The sequence below is a fragment of the Agrobacterium bohemicum genome, assembly GCF_001562555.1.
In the GTDB taxonomy this organism is placed as follows: domain Bacteria; phylum Pseudomonadota; class Alphaproteobacteria; order Rhizobiales; family Rhizobiaceae; genus Agrobacterium; species Agrobacterium bohemicum.
Window position 1 is genome coordinate 1 of sequence record NZ_KQ961027.1, and the last position, 17,830, is coordinate 17,830.

At 55.7% G+C, this 17,830-nt stretch carries 18 protein-coding genes and 1 pseudogene; 7 read left to right on the forward strand and 12 right to left on the reverse strand.

The genetic code is table 11. The features are described 5' to 3' along the window. Positions 1-299 precede the first annotated feature (299 nt). The 3 genes and pseudogenes from ATO67_RS23070 to gloB form a co-directional block, all read right to left on the reverse strand. Positions 300-736 (reverse strand): annotated as a pseudogene (locus ATO67_RS23070) (IS5 family transposase); the annotation flags it as partial. A 155-nt stretch (positions 737-891) separates the two neighbouring features. After that, positions 892-1,326 carry a cupin domain-containing protein gene (locus tag ATO67_RS09240; RefSeq protein WP_067647381.1) on the reverse strand — a complete coding sequence of 145 codons (435 nt, stop codon included), beginning with the start codon at positions 1,324-1,326 and terminating at the stop codon, positions 892-894. Further along, positions 1,326-2,096 carry a hydroxyacylglutathione hydrolase gene (gloB, locus tag ATO67_RS09245; RefSeq protein WP_067647384.1) on the reverse strand — a complete coding sequence of 257 codons (771 nt, stop codon included), beginning with the start codon at positions 2,094-2,096 and terminating at the stop codon, positions 1,326-1,328. Before gloB ends, ATO67_RS09240 begins: the two co-directional genes overlap by 1 nt. A gap of 96 nt (positions 2,097-2,192) precedes the next feature. Here gloB and ATO67_RS09250 point away from each other — a divergent pair, with 96 nt between their 5' ends. The 3 genes from ATO67_RS09250 to ATO67_RS09260 all read left to right on the forward strand — a co-directional run bounded on the left by ATO67_RS09250 (position 2,193) and on the right by ATO67_RS09260 (position 5,073). After that, positions 2,193-2,954 (forward strand): class I SAM-dependent methyltransferase, encoded by a 762-nt coding sequence (locus ATO67_RS09250; protein ID WP_067647387.1) that lies wholly within the window; start codon positions 2,193-2,195, stop codon positions 2,952-2,954. Positions 2,955-3,037: 83 nt separating this feature from the next. Then, positions 3,038-4,144 carry a histidinol-phosphate transaminase gene (gene hisC / locus ATO67_RS09255; protein WP_067647390.1) on the forward strand — a complete coding sequence of 369 codons (1,107 nt, stop codon included), beginning with the start codon at positions 3,038-3,040 and terminating at the stop codon, positions 4,142-4,144. Further along, a complete protein-coding gene (locus ATO67_RS09260) occupies positions 4,144-5,073 on the forward strand; it encodes a prephenate/arogenate dehydrogenase family protein (RefSeq protein WP_067647393.1) in 930 nt (309 codons plus the stop codon). The genes hisC and ATO67_RS09260 overlap by 1 nt, the downstream gene beginning before the upstream one ends. A gap of 3 nt (positions 5,074-5,076) precedes the next feature. On the opposite strand, the gene ATO67_RS09265 is transcribed toward ATO67_RS09260, so the two are convergent. Continuing rightward, positions 5,077-6,078 (reverse strand): DUF2125 domain-containing protein, encoded by a 1,002-nt coding sequence (locus ATO67_RS09265; RefSeq protein ID WP_067647396.1) that lies wholly within the window; start codon positions 6,076-6,078, stop codon positions 5,077-5,079. A 46-nt stretch (positions 6,079-6,124) separates the two neighbouring features. Between ATO67_RS09265 and ATO67_RS09270 the strand changes: the two genes are divergently transcribed. Beyond that, positions 6,125-6,661, forward strand: coding sequence for a gamma-glutamylcyclotransferase (locus tag ATO67_RS09270; protein WP_067647399.1), 537 nt, complete (start codon positions 6,125-6,127; stop codon positions 6,659-6,661). On the opposite strand, the gene ATO67_RS09275 is transcribed toward ATO67_RS09270, so the two are convergent. The 4 genes from ATO67_RS09275 to ftsE form a co-directional block, all read right to left on the reverse strand. Beyond that, positions 6,640-7,431, reverse strand: coding sequence for a lysophospholipid acyltransferase family protein (locus tag ATO67_RS09275; RefSeq protein ID WP_067647402.1), 792 nt, complete (start codon positions 7,429-7,431; stop codon positions 6,640-6,642). The two genes, ATO67_RS09270 and ATO67_RS09275, sit on opposite strands and share 22 nt — an antisense overlap. Positions 7,432-7,559: 128 nt before the next feature. After that, positions 7,560-8,261: a YdcF family protein gene (locus ATO67_RS09280; RefSeq protein WP_067647405.1), complete on the reverse strand. Its 702-nt coding sequence runs from the start codon at positions 8,259-8,261 to the stop codon at positions 7,560-7,562. A 50-nt stretch (positions 8,262-8,311) separates the two neighbouring features. Further along, entirely contained in the window at positions 8,312-9,307 is a 996-nt protein-coding gene (locus ATO67_RS09285) for a cell division protein FtsX (RefSeq protein ID WP_425352199.1), read from the reverse strand. A 1-nt stretch (position 9,308) separates the two neighbouring features. Next, positions 9,309-9,968 carry a cell division ATP-binding protein FtsE gene (gene ftsE / locus ATO67_RS09290; protein ID WP_067647412.1) on the reverse strand — a complete coding sequence of 220 codons (660 nt, stop codon included), beginning with the start codon at positions 9,966-9,968 and terminating at the stop codon, positions 9,309-9,311. A 197-nt stretch (positions 9,969-10,165) separates the two neighbouring features. Between ftsE and ATO67_RS09295 the strand changes: the two genes are divergently transcribed. The 3 genes from ATO67_RS09295 (at position 10,166) to ATO67_RS09305 (ending at position 11,979) form a co-directional block, all read left to right on the forward strand. Next, positions 10,166-10,834 (forward strand): hypothetical protein, encoded by a 669-nt coding sequence (locus ATO67_RS09295; RefSeq protein WP_067648242.1) that lies wholly within the window; start codon positions 10,166-10,168, stop codon positions 10,832-10,834. An 82-nt stretch (positions 10,835-10,916) separates the two neighbouring features. Then, positions 10,917-11,462 (forward strand): hypoxanthine phosphoribosyltransferase, encoded by a 546-nt coding sequence (hpt, locus tag ATO67_RS09300; protein ID WP_067647415.1) that lies wholly within the window; start codon positions 10,917-10,919, stop codon positions 11,460-11,462. A 148-nt stretch (positions 11,463-11,610) separates the two neighbouring features. After that, positions 11,611-11,979: a response regulator gene (locus ATO67_RS09305; protein ID WP_045232360.1), complete on the forward strand. Its 369-nt coding sequence runs from the start codon at positions 11,611-11,613 to the stop codon at positions 11,977-11,979. 60 nt (positions 11,980-12,039) lie between these two features. On the opposite strand, the gene ATO67_RS09310 is transcribed toward ATO67_RS09305, so the two are convergent. From ATO67_RS09310 to argH, 4 genes are all read right to left on the reverse strand, one after another. Further along, positions 12,040-14,700, reverse strand: coding sequence for a TIGR02302 family protein (locus tag ATO67_RS09310; protein WP_067647419.1), 2,661 nt, complete (start codon positions 14,698-14,700; stop codon positions 12,040-12,042). A 154-nt stretch (positions 14,701-14,854) separates the two neighbouring features. Then, positions 14,855-16,123, reverse strand: a complete 1,269-nt coding sequence (lysA, locus tag ATO67_RS09315; protein WP_067647423.1) for a diaminopimelate decarboxylase — start codon at positions 16,121-16,123, stop codon at positions 14,855-14,857. A gap of 11 nt (positions 16,124-16,134) precedes the next feature. Then, positions 16,135-16,332 (reverse strand): LPS translocon maturation chaperone LptM, encoded by a 198-nt coding sequence (lptM, locus tag ATO67_RS09320; protein WP_067647425.1) that lies wholly within the window; start codon positions 16,330-16,332, stop codon positions 16,135-16,137. Positions 16,333-16,427: 95 nt separating this feature from the next. Next, entirely contained in the window at positions 16,428-17,828 is a 1,401-nt protein-coding gene (gene argH / locus ATO67_RS09325; protein WP_067647428.1) for an argininosuccinate lyase, read from the reverse strand. Between the last annotated feature and the right edge of the window lie 2 nt (positions 17,829-17,830).

Genomic DNA, 17,830 nt, shown 5'->3' on the forward strand with positions numbered 1-17,830 from the left:
CGGGGTGGAGCAGCCCGGTAGCTCGTCAGGCTCATAACCTGAAGGCCGCAGGTTCAAATCCTGCCCCCGCAACCAAATTATTCTAAGACTACCAAGACTTTATCCGGCCTCCCTCGGGAGGCCGAGGTCGTTTTAACACCTAGGCTGAACTTCAGCATATTTTCCATCATCGATTCATCCAGCCGAGGTGTTTGAGCTTGAGTGTGGGTGGGCAAATTGTCCATGCGTGCACGACGCCCGTCGATGTGTTCATTAACGGCCCAAAATGCGTGCCGTCTGAAAGTTTCTTCAGTGCGGGGTCCTTTGTCGGCCAGTAGCGACTTTGCCTTGGGGAAGGCGTGAAGCATCCGCGCGGCACCTTTGTAGTCGCTGATCTGCCCTTCGCTTAGAATCAGGATCAGCGGTCGGCCGTGACCATCGCAAACAGCATGCAGCTTGGAGTTCAACCCGCCTTTGCTGCGTCCGATATGTCGGGGAACATCCCCTTTTTTAGCCGACTGGCTGCGGTGCGATGGGCTTTCAAATGGGTTGCGTCGATCATCAACTGTTCGGGCTTGCCGCGTTTGGCGGTCAGTTCTGCCAAAATCCGGTTGAACACGCCGAGCCTGCTCCACCGGATGAAGCGATTGTAGATCGTCTTGTGCGGTCCGTACTCGCGCAGCACGCCATGGGACAATGGGAAATAAGGCTCTATCCGGCGCATTTGCGCCTCCGGCAAAAGCATCAAATCACTCATCGCACTGTCTCCGTTTGACCTCAATGAACCAAAACAGAACACGCCCCGCAAGTTATTTAATAAGTCCTGAGCCTAGCCTCTCAAGATTGCGCAAACTATCTCAGGCACGCAGGGGTATCGTTCAAATTAAACCTGACAGACTGTAGCCACAGCTGTCAGCCCGGAGACCAGCCGGGTTCGGCCATGACGAAACTGTCGAATGTTAAACCGGGTGAGACGGTACACCCGACAAGCGTCCAAGCGCCGAGACTTTCTGCTGCTTGCCAGCAGTCGGCAGGAACTATGGCTTGCGGCCTCTCGCCATCGAATAAAGCTGGTCCAAGCTTTACGGTATCAACTGCCTTACCATCAACGCTGAGATGGAGCGCTAATGGAGCACCAGCGTAGTAGTGCCAGATTTCAGCAGCATCGATCACCCGGTGCCAGTGGGAGCGTTGCCCCTTTTCCAGCAGATAATAGATCGCCGTTGAATGACCGCGCTCGCCGTCTTTCGCATCTCTAAACGTCTGGCGATAGAAACCGCCCTCGGGATGCGGCTCCAGTTTCAAGGTCTGAATGATATCACCGGCAGACAGGACGCCATCCTCCATCAAAAATTGTCTTTCCGTGTCCTGATCTCGGCAAAAACCTCGGCGTCCGTAGCATCGGGCAGGTTAAGATGCGCACGAATGGCGGGATCGGCAACGCGCATGTAAGGGTTAGTCTGCTTCTCAAGGCCAATTGTCGTGGGAATGGTGAACTCCCCGCTTTTTCGCAATACCTCGACTTTGCTGGCGCGTTGCTGAAGCACCGCGTTGTCGGGGTCAACCGTTACAGCAAAACGGGCATTGGACAGGGTGTATTCGTGGCCAAAATAAACGTGGGTTTCATCGGGTAGCGCCATCAGCTTTTGAAAGGAATGCCACATATCCGCCGCGGAGCGTTCGAACAATCGTCCACAACCCATGGCGAACAGCGTGTCGGCAGCAAAAAGCAACGCATTATCCGGCAGGTAATAGCAAATATGCCCGGCGGTGTGCCCCGGCGTGGAAATAATCTGCACTCGGCGCCCGGCCAGCTCGAATTCATCACCACCAGCGGCAGATTTGTCGAGACCGGGTATCGCAATAGCCTCATCATAAGGGCCATAGATTTCGCAGGCGAACTTTTCCTTCAGCGCGAGATTGGCTTCAACGTGATCCTGATGATGATGCGTTGTGAAAATATGGGTCAATGTCCAGCCACGCCGGTTGAGAGCATCGAGGATTACCGCCTCTTCAGGCGCATCGATCGAAATCGTTACGCCAGTTTCGCTGTCGTGCAGTAAAACCCCAAAATTATCACTGCGGCATGGAAAAACTTCTATTTCCAACGGCTTCATGTTTCCATCTCCATCTTGCAGGCTTTAAGATCAAAGTGGGTTTCAATGTAGGTTTCCCCGCCTTGAAGTCCACCTGATGCCTGCTACATTCTGACAATGAATACTGATATTGTCGATCTGCGCGAATTCTATCACTCTCCGCTTGGCCGCTCTGCAGAGCAGGCCATAACCATGGCGTTGGCAACGCTGTGGCCGACTTTGCCGGACGAGCGGCTGGTGGGGTTGGGCTACGCCGTGCCGTTTCTGGATCGGTTCAGGCATGATGCAGAACGCACATTTGCCTTCATGCCTCCCGGACAAGGGGCTATCAACTGGCCCGCGGGAGAACTATCCTCAACGGCTCTGGTTTTCGATGAAGAGTTGCCGCTGCCGGATTCGTCAATTGACCGGGTGTTGATGGTTCACTCGTTGGAATTTGCGGAGAACCCGCGCGAAACGCTGAAGGAATTGTGGCGCGTTCTTGCCCCTGGTGGGCGCCTTGTCATCGTCGTCCCGAACAGACGTGGCGTCTGGGCACGTGTGGAGCACACACCTTTCGGCTCAGGCCGGCCCTATTCACGCAGTCAGTTGACGTCGCTTTTGCGCGAGACCAACTTCACGCCGAGTGCGACGGCAGAAGCTTTGTTTTTTCCTCCAACAAAAGTTCGATCGATCCTGCGTTTGCGCCGATATTTGGAAAGCACGGGTCGAAAGCTGTGGCCTGTTTTTTCTGGCGTCATTGTTGTGGAAGCACAAAAGCGGCTCTATCAGGGTCTGCCAGTGGCCCAGCGCGCGTCGCGCCGCGTTTTCGTGCCTGTACTGGCACCGCAGGGTGTGCCGACCACCAGAACCTCACCAGACGCGCAAAAGCCGCGCTGACACTCGACAAGAGGCCCGTTCCCGTCTAATGCCTGCGGCATTGTCTTGCCGGGTTTTCCGGTACGTTTTCGAAGGTCGATGAAATGAGTGCAGAGCTTAACCAACCTGTTCCGCGTCCGGGTATTCTGGATATCGCCGCTTACGTTCCCGGCAAGGAGCACGCCGAAGGCGTCGCCAAGGTCTATAAGCTCTCTTCCAACGAAACGCCGCTGGGCGCGAGCCCAAAAGCTATGGAGGCCTTCAAGGCTGCCGCATCCAATCTGGAAATCTATCCGGACGGACAGGCGACGGCTTTGCGTCAGGCCATTGCAGACGTGCATGGTTTGAACATGGCCAATATTCTGTGCGGAAACGGTTCCGATGAACTATTGGGTCTGCTTTGCCACGTCTATCTCGGCACCGGCGATGAAGCCATTATCACCGAGCATGGTTTTCTGGTTTATAAAATCCAGATCATGGGTGCGGGCGCTACAGCCGTGACCGTGAAGGAAAAAGACTGCGCTATCGAGGTGGATGCAATTCTCGCAGCCGTCACCCCGAAGACCAAAATGATTTTCATAGCCAATCCAGGCAACCCGACTGGGACATATGCTCCCGTCTCTGAAATACGCCGCCTTCAGGCTGGCCTGCCAAAGAACGTCATTCTGGTGCTGGATGCGGCTTATGCCGAATATGTCCGTAAAAACGACTATGAGGCCGGTCTGGAGTTGGTTTCCGGCAACGGCAACGTGGTCATGACGCGCACCTTCTCTAAGGTTTATGGTCTAGCGGCGCTTCGTGTGGGTTGGATGTATGCACCAGCGGCGATCATTGACGCCTTGAACCGTGTGCGCGGTCCGTTCAATATGAACGCGCCTGCGATCGCAGCCGGTGCCGCTGCCATACGTGATCAGAGTTTCATGCAGCAGGCGGTGGCGCACAATCTCGAATGGCTGGAAAAGCTTAACAACGCTTTTACCGACCTCGGTCTCACGGTAACGCCATCCGTTGCGAACTTCGTCCTCATTCATTTCCCTGATACAGATGGAAAGCGGGCAGCCGACGCCGATGAGTTCCTGACGCGTCGTGGCTTTGTGCTGCGCGCGGTTCGTGGTTACGGTTTTGCCAATGCCCTGCGCATGACGGTTGGATCGGAAGAAGCGAACCTTGGCGTGATCTCTGCGCTTAAAGAATTCATGGGCAAAGCATAATGAGCGACATTCTGTTCGACCGTATTACGCTGATCGGTATTGGTCTGATCGGCTCTTCCATTGCGCGTGATATCAAGGAATTGGGTCTTGCACGAGAGGTGATGATTTCCACGCGAAGCGCAGAAACTCTGCAACGGGCGCAAGAACTGGAGCTGGGTACGGCCTATACTGTGTCGGCTGCGGAAGCAGTAAAAGATGCCGATCTGGTGATTGTTTCAGTGCCGGTTGGCGCATCCGGTAGCGTGGCAGAACAGATTGCTCCGTACCTGAAACCGGGTGCTATCGTAACCGATGTGGGTTCCACCAAGGCGTCGGTCATTGCGCAGATGGCACCATATATGCCGGACAATGTTCACTTCATTCCTGGCCACCCGCTGGCGGGTACGGAAAAATCCGGTCCTGATGCCGGGTTTACCGGGCTGTTTCGTGACCGATGGTGCATTTTCACGCCGCTGCCTGAAACGGATGAGGTTGCGCTTGGCAAACTCAGGGGTTTTTGGGAAAAGCTCGGCTCGCGCATTGATGAGATGGACCCGGAGCACCATGACAAGGTGCTGGCAATCGTATCTCACCTGCCTCACATTATCGCCTACAACATTGTCGGTACGGCGGATGATCTGGGTACGGTCACTGAGTCTGAAGTCATCAAATACTCAGCCTCGGGTTTTCGCGATTTTACCCGTCTAGCGGCATCGGACCCCACAATGTGGCGCGACGTTTGCCTTCACAACAAGGATGCCATCCTTGAGATGCTGGCACGCTTTTCTGAAGATCTTGCATATCTTCAGCGCGCGATCCGCTGGGGCGAGGGCGACAAGCTTTTCGAGCTTTTCAGCCGCACCCGGACCATTCGCCGCTCCATCGTTCAGGCTGGGCAGGACGTCGATACACCAAACTTCGGCCGCCCTACGCCAGACCAAAAGAAATAGTGATCAGATCGGCGGAATTTTCCCCAAAGGGATGAAGCCGCTGACGGTTGCGCGGCCTCGGTCTACGACGAGATCGACCGACGCCCTATCGCCGCCGCCTGCCAAGGCCCGCAGAAGTTTGCGGGCGGTATCTATGGTGGATTGCAACTGCGGAAAGGCCTGTTTGGCGTTGTCAGCCCAGTCACCGAGCTTTTCGATTTCCAGTTTGAACTGACCTGACAGATAACCTTGATCATCAAATGAGAAAGGCCCGGTGATGCGCATGGTACGGCCATCTCCGATATCAAGCATCACTCGACGCAACTCGCCATTTGCACCGTAAAGCCCGGTGCGATCACTACCGTCGATCATGCCTGCTTTGCCGGCTAACGTCACGTCGCCGATGGCATTGAGGCGCGGCAAAAGCTGTGGCCAACCCTTAATGACGGTGGATGCGTCGGTCAACGTAATCGCGCCATCCAAGTCCGCGCCATTTTGGCGAAGATGCACTTCGGTCTTTGCAGCGTCGAAATCGATGGTCTGTGCAGTGACGGATGATACGGCGGTGGCTTTCAACCCATCGATGACGAGGGACGTACGGTCTATGCCTTTAAGCTTTGTGGTCAGGCTCGATTGCAGATTGGTCCACTGTGCTGAGACGCTGAGCCCGTGCCCGGTTTGTATAGTCGCAGGCGAATCCAGTTCCCAGACGATGTGGCCCGGCGCATAAATCTGTGCTGCCGAACGCAGCGCACCAAACGACGCGGTCACTTCGTTTTGAGCGTCCTTGACGTCTACCTTCGAGCAAAAGAGACCGATCCGGAATGGATAACCCCGAAACGCGATGTCGTGGCACTCGCCGCTGACGCTTGCCGTACCTCCGGGCGCGAGCGCACGAATAACGGTTTCCTGAAGCCGTTGTGCGGCGTAGAACCAACCTGCGGAGTAAATGGCAACGAAAACTATTATCCCCAAACCAAGAAAAAGGAATTTTCTGTTGCTACGGGATGGGCTTGACGCTGCCATGATGATCTCCAATGGTACACAGAGGTGATTTGGTTTGGCTTGCGATATGGACGATTTTTGGGTCTTTGGCTATGGCTCGTTGATGTGGAACCCTGGCTTTCCATTTCAGGAACGACAGCAGGCACGCCTGTACGGCTATCGTCGCTCCCTTTGCATTCGCTCCAATGTCTACCGTGGCACGGACGAAAACCCCGGCCTGGTGCTGGGGCTTGAGCGCGGTGGCTCATGCCAAGGCGTCGCATTTCGTGTGGCGGGCGCAGACCGGGAACCCGTCATCGAGTATCTTCGCGAGCGTGAGTTGGTCAGCCATGTCTATAAAGAGCGGGTCATCGCGGTCGGTCTTGTCGATGGCAGGCGTGAGATGGCGATGACTTACGTGGCCGATCCTGACCATGAGCAATATATTGGCGACCTTCCGCTAACTGAGGCGGCCCACATCGTCCGTAACGCCTCAGGTCGATCCGGCCCGAATGTCGATTACGTCGTAAATACGGTCCAGCATTTGCAGGACATGGGCATTCGTGATGCACTGCTTGAGCAGGTTGCGGCCACGGTCGTCGCTCAGGTCGCAGCTGCTTCCTGAAGTTCCGCCAGTCGTTTGATCGCCGTTGGCGGCAATGGAAGATCAGGATTGTTGCGTGCCGTTTCGATCAGCAACTCGTCGCTCGCATTTTCCGTCACTTCGATCAACGTCTTGAAAAATACATCCGGGTTCAGGCCGGGCTGAATTGGCGGCAGAATGCGCACCTTGAAGTGGCCGGGATAACGCATGGTCGACCGGCGTGGCCAGAACAGGCCGGGATGCATGGCAACCGGCACCACGGGAACATTGAGATCACGGTAAAGTCGAGCGATACCATAACGATATTCCGGTTCGGCACCGGGCGGACGTCGGGTGCCTTCGGGATAAATGATAAGCTCGCGGCCCTTGGCCATTTCTTCCTTGGCGCGTTCCATGACCTTGAGCATGACTTTACCACGTGCTGCACGGTTGACCGGGATCATTCGCTGCTTGGCGACATACCAGCCGAAAAGGGGTATCCACATCAGTTCCCGCTTCAGAATATAAACGGGGTCCTTCAGGTTCGGCAGCAGCGCGTAGGTATCCCAGAAAGACTGATGCTTGGGAGCAAATATACAGCCGGTTTCGGGGATATTCTCCAGCCCTTCTATTTCGAATGTCGTGCCGACAATTTTTTCGATCAGCCAGTGATTGGAGCGCGCCCAAGCCTTCGGTATTTCAAAGGCCAGCTTTCGTGGTACGATGAAATAAATTGGCGTCAGCACGAGCATGCGGACAATGAGATTGAGATAGAAGGCCGTGTTGAAGAGTATCGAGCGCAGTCTGAGCATGAAAAAGCTTCTCCCGGCGCATCTCTGTCTATGAAGGAAGCGATCTTCGATGTTGTGCGCAGTGCCGAACGCCTACACGAAAACGGTGTGTTTCAGCAAGACCCATCATCTACTTGAGCGGTGGGGTCTTATCCTGAAGATGAGCCATTGCGCAGGCCATCGCCTTTGCCCATGCCGGTCAGATCAAGCACTGCGGCTGCAACAAATTTGATGTATTCCGAGATCATCGTGCGCACGACATCCGGGTTCTTGAACCAGTTGGTGCGGGCCAAGTCCGAATTGATGACCGGATAGGCAATGAAATTCGTGTCTGGGCTTGTGTTGCGCAATTCGTAAAGGCTGCGATGCATGTGGTAATTATTGGTGACGACGACGACCGAGGCGTAGCCACGATCCTTTATCCACTTTGCCGCCTCGTTCGCATTGCCGATTGTGTCCACTGCCTGATAGCCCATATCGACACAGCAGGCGAAAAGGTCAGGCGAACTTTGCGTCATTTTTCGGATTTGCGTGCGTGTCGTGGAAGGGTTAACGCCCGAAATCAGCAGGCGTTTGCCTACACCATCGCGCAACAGCCCAACCGCCTGATCGATCCGCAGATAGCCTCCCGTCAGAACGATGATGGCGTCGGCCTTGGTTGAGGATGGCGGGCGCATGGAAGCAACCGAATCGGCAAACCAAAGGAAACCGCCGAAAACAGCCCCCATGACCACGACGCAAATGAGGATAACGGCACGCACAAACCGGCGCAAACGTCCACGTCGCGAGAGCCAATTGCTTCGCGGCGTTGGTGTCGGTTCATCATGAGGGTCTGTGCGACTCATTACCATCAATTATCGATAAGCCCGGATTAAGGCAAGGAACAGGCAGTTTTAGACCCTCACACGCCCTCGCTTTTGGAGGGGTCCGAGCGTACGCGGTCTATGTCATCAATGGTGCGGATAACGGTCAATCTGGCGGTGATCGTGGTCAAAAGAGCGATGACCATCATGGTCGCAAAAATTCCGAGATATCCTTCAACTCCAACCGCAAACGTGCCAAACAACGCACTCGCCTGATCGCTCTGTGGTGTTGCCAGAGAACGGGATTGCCAGAACCCGGCAGCAAGAAACACACCTGCTGCCAATGCGCTTCCAAAGCCTGAGCCTTTGAGGCTGATTTTCAGGAAGTGTTTTTGAAACTCCCTCGCAACAAAACTGCTCTCGGCCCCAACGAAATGCAGCACCTCCACGATGTGCCGGTTGCCTGAAAGCGCGCCGCGTGTGGCAAACACCACGGTCAGAACCATCGCACTGAAAACCAGGACGAGAACGCCGATGCCGATCATGACAGTGGTATGCGCCATTGAAACAAGGCGATCTACCCAAGTACGGTGGTCATCCAGAAAAGCTTGTGGAATCTCGGCTTTTAACATGTTTCGCATCGCCTCAAAATCAGGCGGATTGCTTTCATCAATGGTGATGATGACGAGGCGAGGCACGGGGAGTTCAGACAGGTCGAGGCCAGAGCCCAACCATGGCTCCAGCAGACGGCTGGTCGCGGCCTCGTCCATGATCGTGCCTTCTCGCGTACCGACGAAGCTGAGCGCCAGATTGCGGGCCTTGTTCAGTGTCGCATTCATGTCCAGCCCTTCGTCCGGCTTGATCTGAATGGTGATTTCGCGGGAGATCTGGCTTTGCCAGGTCGAGGCGGTTGCGCGCACCATGCTGACAGCGCCCAAAGTCAGGCAGGCCAGAAACGCCATGATCGCAATCACCACGATCAGCGCGTTGCCCTGAATGTTGGATGGCGGCAGAATGGGCGCCATGGGACGTATGCGCATCTGCGGTAGCTTTTGCGTTTTCTTCTGCTCTGGCTTCAAGGCTTTACGGTTCATCTCATTCATAAACGTCGAGCCGCCCTTCCGTCAGTATCATCCTGCGGGCATTGACCTGATCCATCAGCGCAAAATCGTGGGTGGCGATAACCACAGCTGTACCAAGCCGGTTAAGCTCCAGAAACAGGTTGAGCAGACGTTTCGCCATGGGTGGATCGACATTGCCGGTCGGTTCGTCGGCGAGCAGAATCTCAGGTTGGTCCATCAATGCACGGGCTATGGCCGCGCGCTGCTTTTCCCCGCCAGAGAGGATTGGAGGCAGCACATTCATCCGCTCGCCCAGCCCAACCCATTTCAACAGTTCGATCACATCGTTGCGATAGGCACTCTCGTCCTTGCCGCGCACGCGCAACGGCAGTGCGACGTTCTCATAGGTCGTTAGGTGATCGAGAAGGCGAAAATCCTGAAAGACGATACCCACGCGTCGGCGCAGCAGTGGTAGTTCGCTGCGAGGAATACGCGCGACATCCCGGCTGAACATGCGAATATGCCCTCGAGTCGGCTGCAGCGACATCAAAAGCAGACGCAAAAGCGTCGTCTTACCTGCGCCAGATGGGCCTGTCAGAAACTGAAACGAACCTTTTGGAATATCGAAGGTCATGTCCCGCAAAATTTCCGGGCCCATGCCATACCGCAATCCGACATTTTCAAAATGGATCAACGAATTTCCAGTCTTTTGCTTCCGTGGCGACAGATTTGCATCGTTACGGTGCCTTTCAAACGCTGAATGGCGCGTCTGGGCGACTCAGTAGACGATCTTTGCAAAGCATTAACCAATTAAATTTACGACTAGGCAGGACTTCATTCAATGCCCAGTTTTTATCGGGCCGAAAACCTGACCGAGGGAACTTCATGGGTATGTTCCGTTCATCTCGCCGGAATGCGACACTCGACTTGGACCTTTTGATGCCAGAAACCCCACTGCGTCAAACATGGCGAACGCGTCACGATCCAGATATCGTAGATGCCGAGTTTGTCACGATAAAGGAAACCTCATTCCGTGACTACGGAAACGACAATAGGCGAACGGCTTATCAACAGGCCGCACCAAAAGCTGTGTCCGCATTCAGCGCGCTACGCTCTTTCGTCAACTGGATTGACAAAAAACTCTCAGGTCTCTCGGTTGATGGATATTCTGCAATCGTTGCCGCTGCCGTCGTCAGCGTTTTTCTGTTGTCCGGTGGTTTTACAATGATGCCGATCGAAAAGGCAGCCGTGGCGGCTCCCTCGGACCCGCTCATCATCTCCCATGTCAGTTTTGTTCCTCAGGATGCGGGCGGGATGGAGGTGCTTGTTATCAACGGCGTCGTTGAAAACAAAAGCGGCGAAGTGCAGAAGATACCGGCCATTCGCGCCGATTTGTTTGCTGCCGATGGGGAGAAGGTCGCCAGCATGGTTATCGAGCCGCCAGTATCAGAGATCAATCGCGGCTCAAGCCAGGGATTCTCAGCGAAATTTCGCCATCCCGGTGGAAAAACACCTGAGATCAGGCTTTCTTTTGCCAAAACGGGTGTTTCCGAACGCTGACTGTGCTACCCGACGCCCTTCTTTCCGTCCGATTGGCCGTGTCATGTGACAGGTCACGCGGGATTAAAACGCAGGAGAAGACATGCCCGTCGTCCGTGGAAAAAATATCGAGCCGCTTTACACAGCCGAGCAGATTGCCGAACGCAATCGGGATATGGCCAAGCGAATTGCCAGCGGGCCGACGAATGACCTCTTGGTTATAGCAGTTCTCAAAGGCTCGTTTATTTTCGCAGCTGATCTTATCCGCGCTTTGCATGACAGCGGGCTGGCGCCTGAAGTCGAATTCATCACCTTGTCCAGCTACGGGACCGGAATGGTGTCGCAGGGTGTGAGGATCGTGAAGGACATCGACAGCGACGTAAAAGACCGTGATGTTCTGTTGATCGACGATATTCTCGAATCCGGCCGCACGCTGCTGTTTGCCAAGGAACTGCTTTACGAACGTGGCGCGCGCAATGTCTCGATTGCCGTCTTGCTGGACAAGAAAGTCAAGCGCAAGGAAAAGCTCGAGGCAGATTATGTGGGCTTTGAATGCCCTGATTACTTCGTTGTTGGGTACGGCATGGATGTGGCCTACGCCTTCCGCGAACTGCCGTTTGTCGGCGTTGTCACCGGCGATGCGGATTAGGCGTCACTGTTTCATTTTGCAACGCTCGGTGGCCGATACAAGCATGGATTGTTAACCATGCCACTGAGATGGCCATTTTCATTTACCTCTTGCAAAGGGAAATGACCGAGTTTGAGCTCGCTGGAATGAATACCAGGAGCGATGGAAAATGGCAAAAATACTAATTACTGAAGACGAAGATGCATTGCGGACGTTCGTGGCCCGCGCGTTGCGTCTGGACGGACACGAGACTTATGAAGCTGCCGATGGCGAGCAGGGTTTCGAGAAACTGAGCGAAGGCAAGTTCGACCTTCTGCTATCCGATATCCGCATGCCTGTCATGGATGGAATCGAGCTGGCGCACCGCGCGGCTTCGCAATTTCCGAACCTGAAGATTCTCCTGATGACGGGTTATGCCGAGCAGCGCGAACGCGCCGATGACCTGATGGAAAAAATCATCGACGTCATCCCAAAGCCGTTTGCCCTTCCAGATATCCGCAAAGCGGTTGCGCGGGCCTTGGCAGCCGTTCCAGCCTGAGCTCTCCCAAATAGAATGAGTAAGGGCGGTTTGACCGCTCTTTTCGTTTGTTTGATGTGATTACTGAATGTCCAAAAGTCGTTCCAAATAACGGCGTTCGACTTCGCCGGGCGGGTTATTGCCCAGCTTTTCGCGAATGGCTTCCAGAATTTCACGGGCCCGCTGAACATCGATTTCGTCGGGAACGCGGACCTGGTTATCGCCGAAATCAGGGCCGTTGCTTTCACGCGGGCGACCGAGCGGATCGCGCCCGTTCTGGCCGCCTTGACCCATCATGCCTTCCTGTCCCTGGCCGGGCTGCTGGCCCTGTTGGCGCATGGCTTGCATCATCTGGCCCATCATATCCTGCGCGCCTTGGCGCAACGCGTTCAGCGCATTGCCCTGGCCTTCGACGGCCTGCTCGCCCTGGCTGTCGCCCAGAGCCTGGCCGGCGCCCTTCATTTCCTGCTCTGCCTTGCCGAAATTCTGGCCGGGCTCCATGCCGAGATCGCGCAGGCCCTTTTGCAGGTCACCCAACTGCTTTCCGAGTCCGTCCTGCTGCTGGCGAAGGTTTTTCAACGCTTCGCGTAACTGTTCGGCGGTCATCTGGTCGGTCGGGTTTTGACCTTGCTGCGGCTGGCCCTGCTGGCCGGGTGGTTGCTGTCCGTTTTCACCCATTTGCGGGTCGCCGCCTTCTTCACGCTGGGGCTGGTCGCCGCGCTGCATGCGGTCGCGAAGGGCCTGGTCAAGTTTGAAGGTTTCATCCATCAGCTTTTGTTGCTGCTGCATGATCTCGCCCAGCTTGTCGATCTGTTGGCGCAACTGGCTGTTTTGTTGTTGTTGCTGACCCTGCTGTCCGCGCTGCGGGCGACCGGCCTGAAGGTTGTTCATCATGCGCTGCATCTGCGAGAGCATTTCCTGTGCCGCATCACGGTTGCCGGAACGCGCCAGATTTTCGATCTGGTTCATCATGTTTTCCAGATCGCGTTGACGCAGCACATTTTGTGCTTGTTGGTTCATGTTGGCCTGTGGGGCATTTTGCATGCGCTCCGCAAGTTCGCTCATGAACTCCTTCATCGCTTCGCGAAGCTCCTGCATCAGCTTGGCGATTTCCTCATCACCGGCTTTGCGATCGATAGCCTCCGATAGCGCTTTCTGCGCATCGCGAAGTCTTTGTTCCGCCTGCGAAAGGTCGCCGTCCTCAATACCAAGAGCAACTTCCCACAGATAATCTGATGTGTTTTTCAACATCTCGTCATTATAGGCGAGCTTCATGCGTGTCTGGGCGGATTGCAGTAGGAGATAATGCGTGGTGTTTGGAATGGTCTCGTCTGGGCGCATGCCAACCGCTTCATTGAAAGCGACGGCTTTTGGCATCTGACGTGTATCGAGCGAAAAAATCTGTCGCTGCTCAACAATGGACGCAGCAAGTGGCTCTGAGAAATTTCGACCGGGCAGGATCATTTCCTGCGAGGGACTGCGGCCGGTTTGACCCATTCCATCTGTTGCGACAAGTGTGATGCGAACCCTTTTCCCCGCCATGGGATGTTCGGTCAGGTTGCGGCTGGTCACGCCTTTCATGTCGCGCGCATTTTGACGCGGCAGGTCAAGTTTGAATTCTGGCGGCGGATAGAGCGGCGTTGCACCAGCTGCCAAGCCGATAGGCTCGATCACCGCATGGGCTTCGCGAATGCCGTAGTCATCCTTGGCGGTGAAGCCGATTTCCAAGGCACCGTTCACGGCGCGGCGCGGCAGGTTGTCGAAGATGATTGTCGGCGCTCTATCCGGTATGACGTTGAACTGCCAGTGCTGACCATTGGCTTCCACCGTGCCGCTTTCGGATACGTCCATGGCGAAAGTTCGCGGTGCACGTGGTGCATCGGTTGCTTCCGGTTCTGTCGCGGCAACGGTTTGAGTGCCGGGCTTTTCCGCGCCTTCCGGGGCAAGTGTCTTGATCTTTCCGCCCACATCGGGCTCGAAGGTTACAGTCTCGTCGCCCTCTCCGCCGGTCATGCGAATGGTCAGTTTGGAGGTTTGCGGCATGGAGATCGCGTCCGTCGCGGTCGCATTATTGCCCGTCAGGAAAATTGGTGCGCGCCCGGTGTAGGAAGGCGGCGTCACCCAGGCATCCAGACGGATATCGGGGTTGGCTGGTCCCGCCTCTGGGCGATTGCGAAATGCATCGGCAATATCGCCAGCGCCATTGGAAAAGGAAAAGCCGAAAGCGGCAACCAAGATCAAAGCTGGAATGGCGCGTAACGCCATCTGGTCGTGACGGGCGATGTCAGGCTGGGGAAGGCCTGCGTCAAGCGCTGCAATCCGCTGCGCCATGCGTAACTGATGCTCTTTCCAAAGCGCACGGGCAAACGGGGTCTCGAAGGCGGGCTCGTCCTCCTGCACACCAACTGGCTGGTGGGGCAAGCCATTGCGCTCTTCCAGCAAGCGGGAGGCCTCATCTTTCGTCGGCCACTTCAGGCGCGTGATCGGCAGAAGCGACGTGATGAACGCGAAAATCAGAACAAAGACGACGACCCAGCGCAACACATCCGGCATCTGCCGGTAAAGGCCGAACCAGCCAAGCGCAATGAACAGGGCGGCGATGGACAGCGGTGCTAGGGTCTTGGGCGCCAAGCGTTCTGCAACAATGACCAGCTTTGCGATAAGCCGTTTTGATGCCACGCGCCGCGCAAGGTCGGGCCTGCGTTCAAAACCGCTTTTTCCGCCTTGTTTCGCTGTGGTCATCAATCCGTTCTCCCGGTTCTGGCCACCCGATTTAGCCGTTTTGAAACGGCGAAACAATTTCGTGCAACGAGAGTGAAGATAACACTCTTTATGGCGAAGACGAGGGGAGCTGAGCGCTAACACCCGTTTTTCAGGCCTATTCGCTCAATTGTGATCAATCAAGCCAAGCTGGGAGGGAATCGAGTGCGATCAATTCCTCGTATGTGCCGCGTGGACGGATGACATGAAACTCGCTGCCCTTGACCAGAACCTCAGGCACCAGCAGGCGAGAATTATAGGTTCCGGCCTGCACCGCGCCGTAGGCACCTGCAGAACTGACAGCAATCAAGTCACCAGGTTCGGGCGCGGCCATCTCGCGGTCAAGCGCCAGATAATCGCCTGTTTCGCAGACGGGGCCGACGATATCCGCCTTGATGCGCGGTGCGTCGGTCGCAGGTTGAACGACGGGACGGATACCGTGATAGGCCTCGTAGAGCGTTGGGCGGATGAGGTCATTCATCGCACCATCGACAATAACAAAGGTTTTCTCGCCGCCATCCTTCACATAAATCACCTCCGTCACCAAAATTCCGGCATTGCCGACGATCAGGCGGCCAGGCTCGGTGATGATCTTGCAATTCAGGCTCTTCAGTTCGTTCTTGACGATATAGGCATAGGCATCTGGCAGGGGTGGTGGGTTGTTGTCTTCGCGATATGGAATGCCGAGGCCGCCGCCGATATCGACGTGGCTGATCGTGTGACCATCGCCGCGTAGCGCCTCAACGAGTGTCCGCAGCAAACGGAATGCGGACTCGAACGGCTGCAATTCGGTGATCTGGCTACCGATATGCATGTCGATGCCGCTGACGACGATGCCGGGCAGGGTGGCTGCATGGGTATAAACCGCGCGTGCGCGCTCATAGGCAATGCCGAACTTGTTTTCTTTCTTGCCCGTCGAAATCTTGGCGTGGGTGCCCGCATCGACATCGGGATTGATTCGGAAGGAGACATGCGCCTTTTTGCCGGTCTTGATGGCGCGCAGGTTCAGAACCTCCAACTCAGGTTCGGATTCTATGTTGAAGCAATAGATACCGGCTTCGAGCGCAAAATCCATTTCGGCAACCGTTTTGCCGACGCCCGAAAACATGATGCGGCTTGCCGGAACGCCCGCTGCCAACGCGCGGCGCAATTCTCCACCGGAGACGACATCGATGCCAGCGCCGAGCTTTGCCAGGGTTTTCAGAACGGCCTGATTGGAATTTGCCTTCATGGCATAACAAACCATCGCGTCTACATCGGCGAAAGCATCCGAAAACACCTTGTAGTGCCGCTCCAGCGTTGCCGTGGAGTAGACATAGAACGGCGTTCCAACTGCCTCGGCGATTTCGGGCACGGAAACGTTTTCGGCGTGAAGCACGCCGTCGATGTAGTGGAAATGGTTCACGTCGTCAGACCTTAAAGGAGCTTATCGAGAATAAACGGCCGTTCCGGCGTCGGCTGTACCTTGCCATCCGTCGAGCGAAGATTACGCTGCTCTTTCGGTGTGCTTGGCGGATCGATGTCGCCTTTGCGACCGCAGCTGGAAAGAGCAAGGCTAACGGCAAGCGTCACGCCGATGGGAACGATGAAATTACGCACAGTTTTTGAAAGCATGGGCCTGTCCAAAGGAAATCTCTGCATTCCTGATAACGAAAAACAGGGCGCTTGTGCACCCTGTTTCTTTTGATGCTGGCGTAACGGCAGATTGATCAGTTTTTACCACGCCACCAGGCGATCTGTTTGCGCACCTCCGAAGGTGCGGTGCCGCCGAAGCTGGTGCGGCTGGCGACTGATGCTTCCACTGACAGGACATCGAAAATGCCAGCTGTGATCGCCGGATTGATCGACTGCAAATCTTCCAACGAAAGATCACCCAGATCACAGCCTTTCTGTTCAGCCATCGCGACGGCGTGGCCGGTGGCATGGTGGGCCTCGCGGAAAGGCAAGCCTGCCTCGCGCACCAGCCAATCGGCCAAATCCGTGGCAGTGGAATAACCGGAACCGGCAGCCTCCCGCATCTTATCGGCGCGCACTTCCAGATCGCGAACCATTCCGGTCATGGCAGCAATGGCGAGCTCCAGGCTTTCGGCGGAATCGAAAACCTGTTCCTTGTCTTCCTGCATATCCTTGGAATAGGCGAGTGGCAGACCCTTCATAATGGTGAGAAGGGCAATCAGCGAACCGTTGATGCGGCCGGTCTTGGCACGCACCAACTCTGCTGCATCCGGGTTTTTCTTCTGCGGCATGATAGAAGAGCCGGTAGAGAAAGCATCGGACAGGCGGATGAAGCCGAATTGAGGCGTCGACCAGATGACGATTTCTTCGGCCAAACGCGAAAGATGCGTAGCGCAGATGGACGCAATCGACAGAAACTCGAGCGCAAAATCGCGGTCGGAGACGGTGTCGATCGAGTTGCGCGTCGGCTCTCGAAAGCCGAGCGCCTTTGCCGTCATGTGACGGTCGATGGGGTAGCTGGTGCCGGCTAGCGCCGCAGCACCAATCGGGCTTTCGTCCATATGTTCGATAGCGTGGCGAACACGAGCGCGGTCACGACCAATCATTTCCACATAGGCCATGCAGTGATGGCCGAAGGTAACTGGTTGGGCCGTCTGCAAATGGGTAAAGCCCGGCATGACGGTATCGGCGTGTTCTTCTGCACGGTCGAGGAAGGCGACGATCAGCGCGGTCAGCATTGCCTCGGTCTTTTGCAGTTCTTCTTTTACCCACAGGCGAAAATCGAGTGCCACCTGGTCGTTGCGCGAACGGGCCGTGTGTAGTCGTCCGGCGGCAGGGCCGATGAGGTCGGCCAGACGTGCCTCGATGTTCATGTGAATGTCTTCGAGCTTACGGGAGAACTGGAACGATCCGGCTTCGATCTCTGACTGAATCGTGTTCAGGCCGTGAATGATCTTGTCTTTATCTTCGCCAGAAATAATGCCCTTTGCGGCCAGCATGGTGGCATGCGCTATTGAGCCGCGGATGTCCTGCGCATAAAGCTTCTTGTCGAAGCCGATGGACGCATTTATCTCTTCCATGATGGCGGAGGGACCGGAAGCGAAACGTCCGCCCCACATCTGGTTGGAGGATTTCTGTTCGGTGCCATCAGCCATGT

What these genes read in the sequence shown, in the direction of transcription:
- ATO67_RS09240 (WP_067647381.1), bottom strand. Translation starts at nt 1,326, where the DNA reads ATGGAGGATGGCGTCCTGTCTGCCGGTGATATCATTCAGACCTTGAAA.
- gloB (WP_067647384.1), bottom strand. Translation starts at nt 2,096, where the DNA reads ATGAAGCCGTTGGAAATAGAAGTTTTTCCATGCCGCAGTGATAATTTT.
- ATO67_RS09250 (WP_067647387.1), top strand. Translation starts at nt 2,193, where the DNA reads ATGAATACTGATATTGTCGATCTGCGCGAATTCTATCACTCTCCGCTT.
- hisC (WP_067647390.1), top strand. Translation starts at nt 3,038, where the DNA reads ATGAGTGCAGAGCTTAACCAACCTGTTCCGCGTCCGGGTATTCTGGAT.
- ATO67_RS09260 (WP_067647393.1), top strand. Translation starts at nt 4,144, where the DNA reads ATGAGCGACATTCTGTTCGACCGTATTACGCTGATCGGTATTGGTCTG.
- ATO67_RS09265 (WP_067647396.1), bottom strand. Translation starts at nt 6,078, where the DNA reads ATGGCAGCGTCAAGCCCATCCCGTAGCAACAGAAAATTCCTTTTTCTT.
- ATO67_RS09270 (WP_067647399.1), top strand. Translation starts at nt 6,125, where the DNA reads ATGGACGATTTTTGGGTCTTTGGCTATGGCTCGTTGATGTGGAACCCT.
- ATO67_RS09275 (WP_067647402.1), bottom strand. Translation starts at nt 7,431, where the DNA reads ATGCTCAGACTGCGCTCGATACTCTTCAACACGGCCTTCTATCTCAAT.
- ATO67_RS09280 (WP_067647405.1), bottom strand. Translation starts at nt 8,261, where the DNA reads ATGGTAATGAGTCGCACAGACCCTCATGATGAACCGACACCAACGCCG.
- ATO67_RS09285 (WP_425352199.1), bottom strand. Translation starts at nt 9,307, where the DNA reads ATGAACCGTAAAGCCTTGAAGCCAGAGCAGAAGAAAACGCAAAAGCTA.
- ATO67_RS09295 (WP_067648242.1), top strand. Translation starts at nt 10,166, where the DNA reads ATGTTCCGTTCATCTCGCCGGAATGCGACACTCGACTTGGACCTTTTG.
- hpt (WP_067647415.1), top strand. Translation starts at nt 10,917, where the DNA reads ATGCCCGTCGTCCGTGGAAAAAATATCGAGCCGCTTTACACAGCCGAG.
- ATO67_RS09305 (WP_045232360.1), top strand. Translation starts at nt 11,611, where the DNA reads ATGGCAAAAATACTAATTACTGAAGACGAAGATGCATTGCGGACGTTC.
- ATO67_RS09310 (WP_067647419.1), bottom strand. Translation starts at nt 14,700, where the DNA reads ATGACCACAGCGAAACAAGGCGGAAAAAGCGGTTTTGAACGCAGGCCC.
- lptM (WP_067647425.1), bottom strand. Translation starts at nt 16,332, where the DNA reads ATGCTTTCAAAAACTGTGCGTAATTTCATCGTTCCCATCGGCGTGACG.
- argH (WP_067647428.1), bottom strand. Translation starts at nt 17,828, where the DNA reads ATGGCTGATGGCACCGAACAGAAATCCTCCAACCAGATGTGGGGCGGA.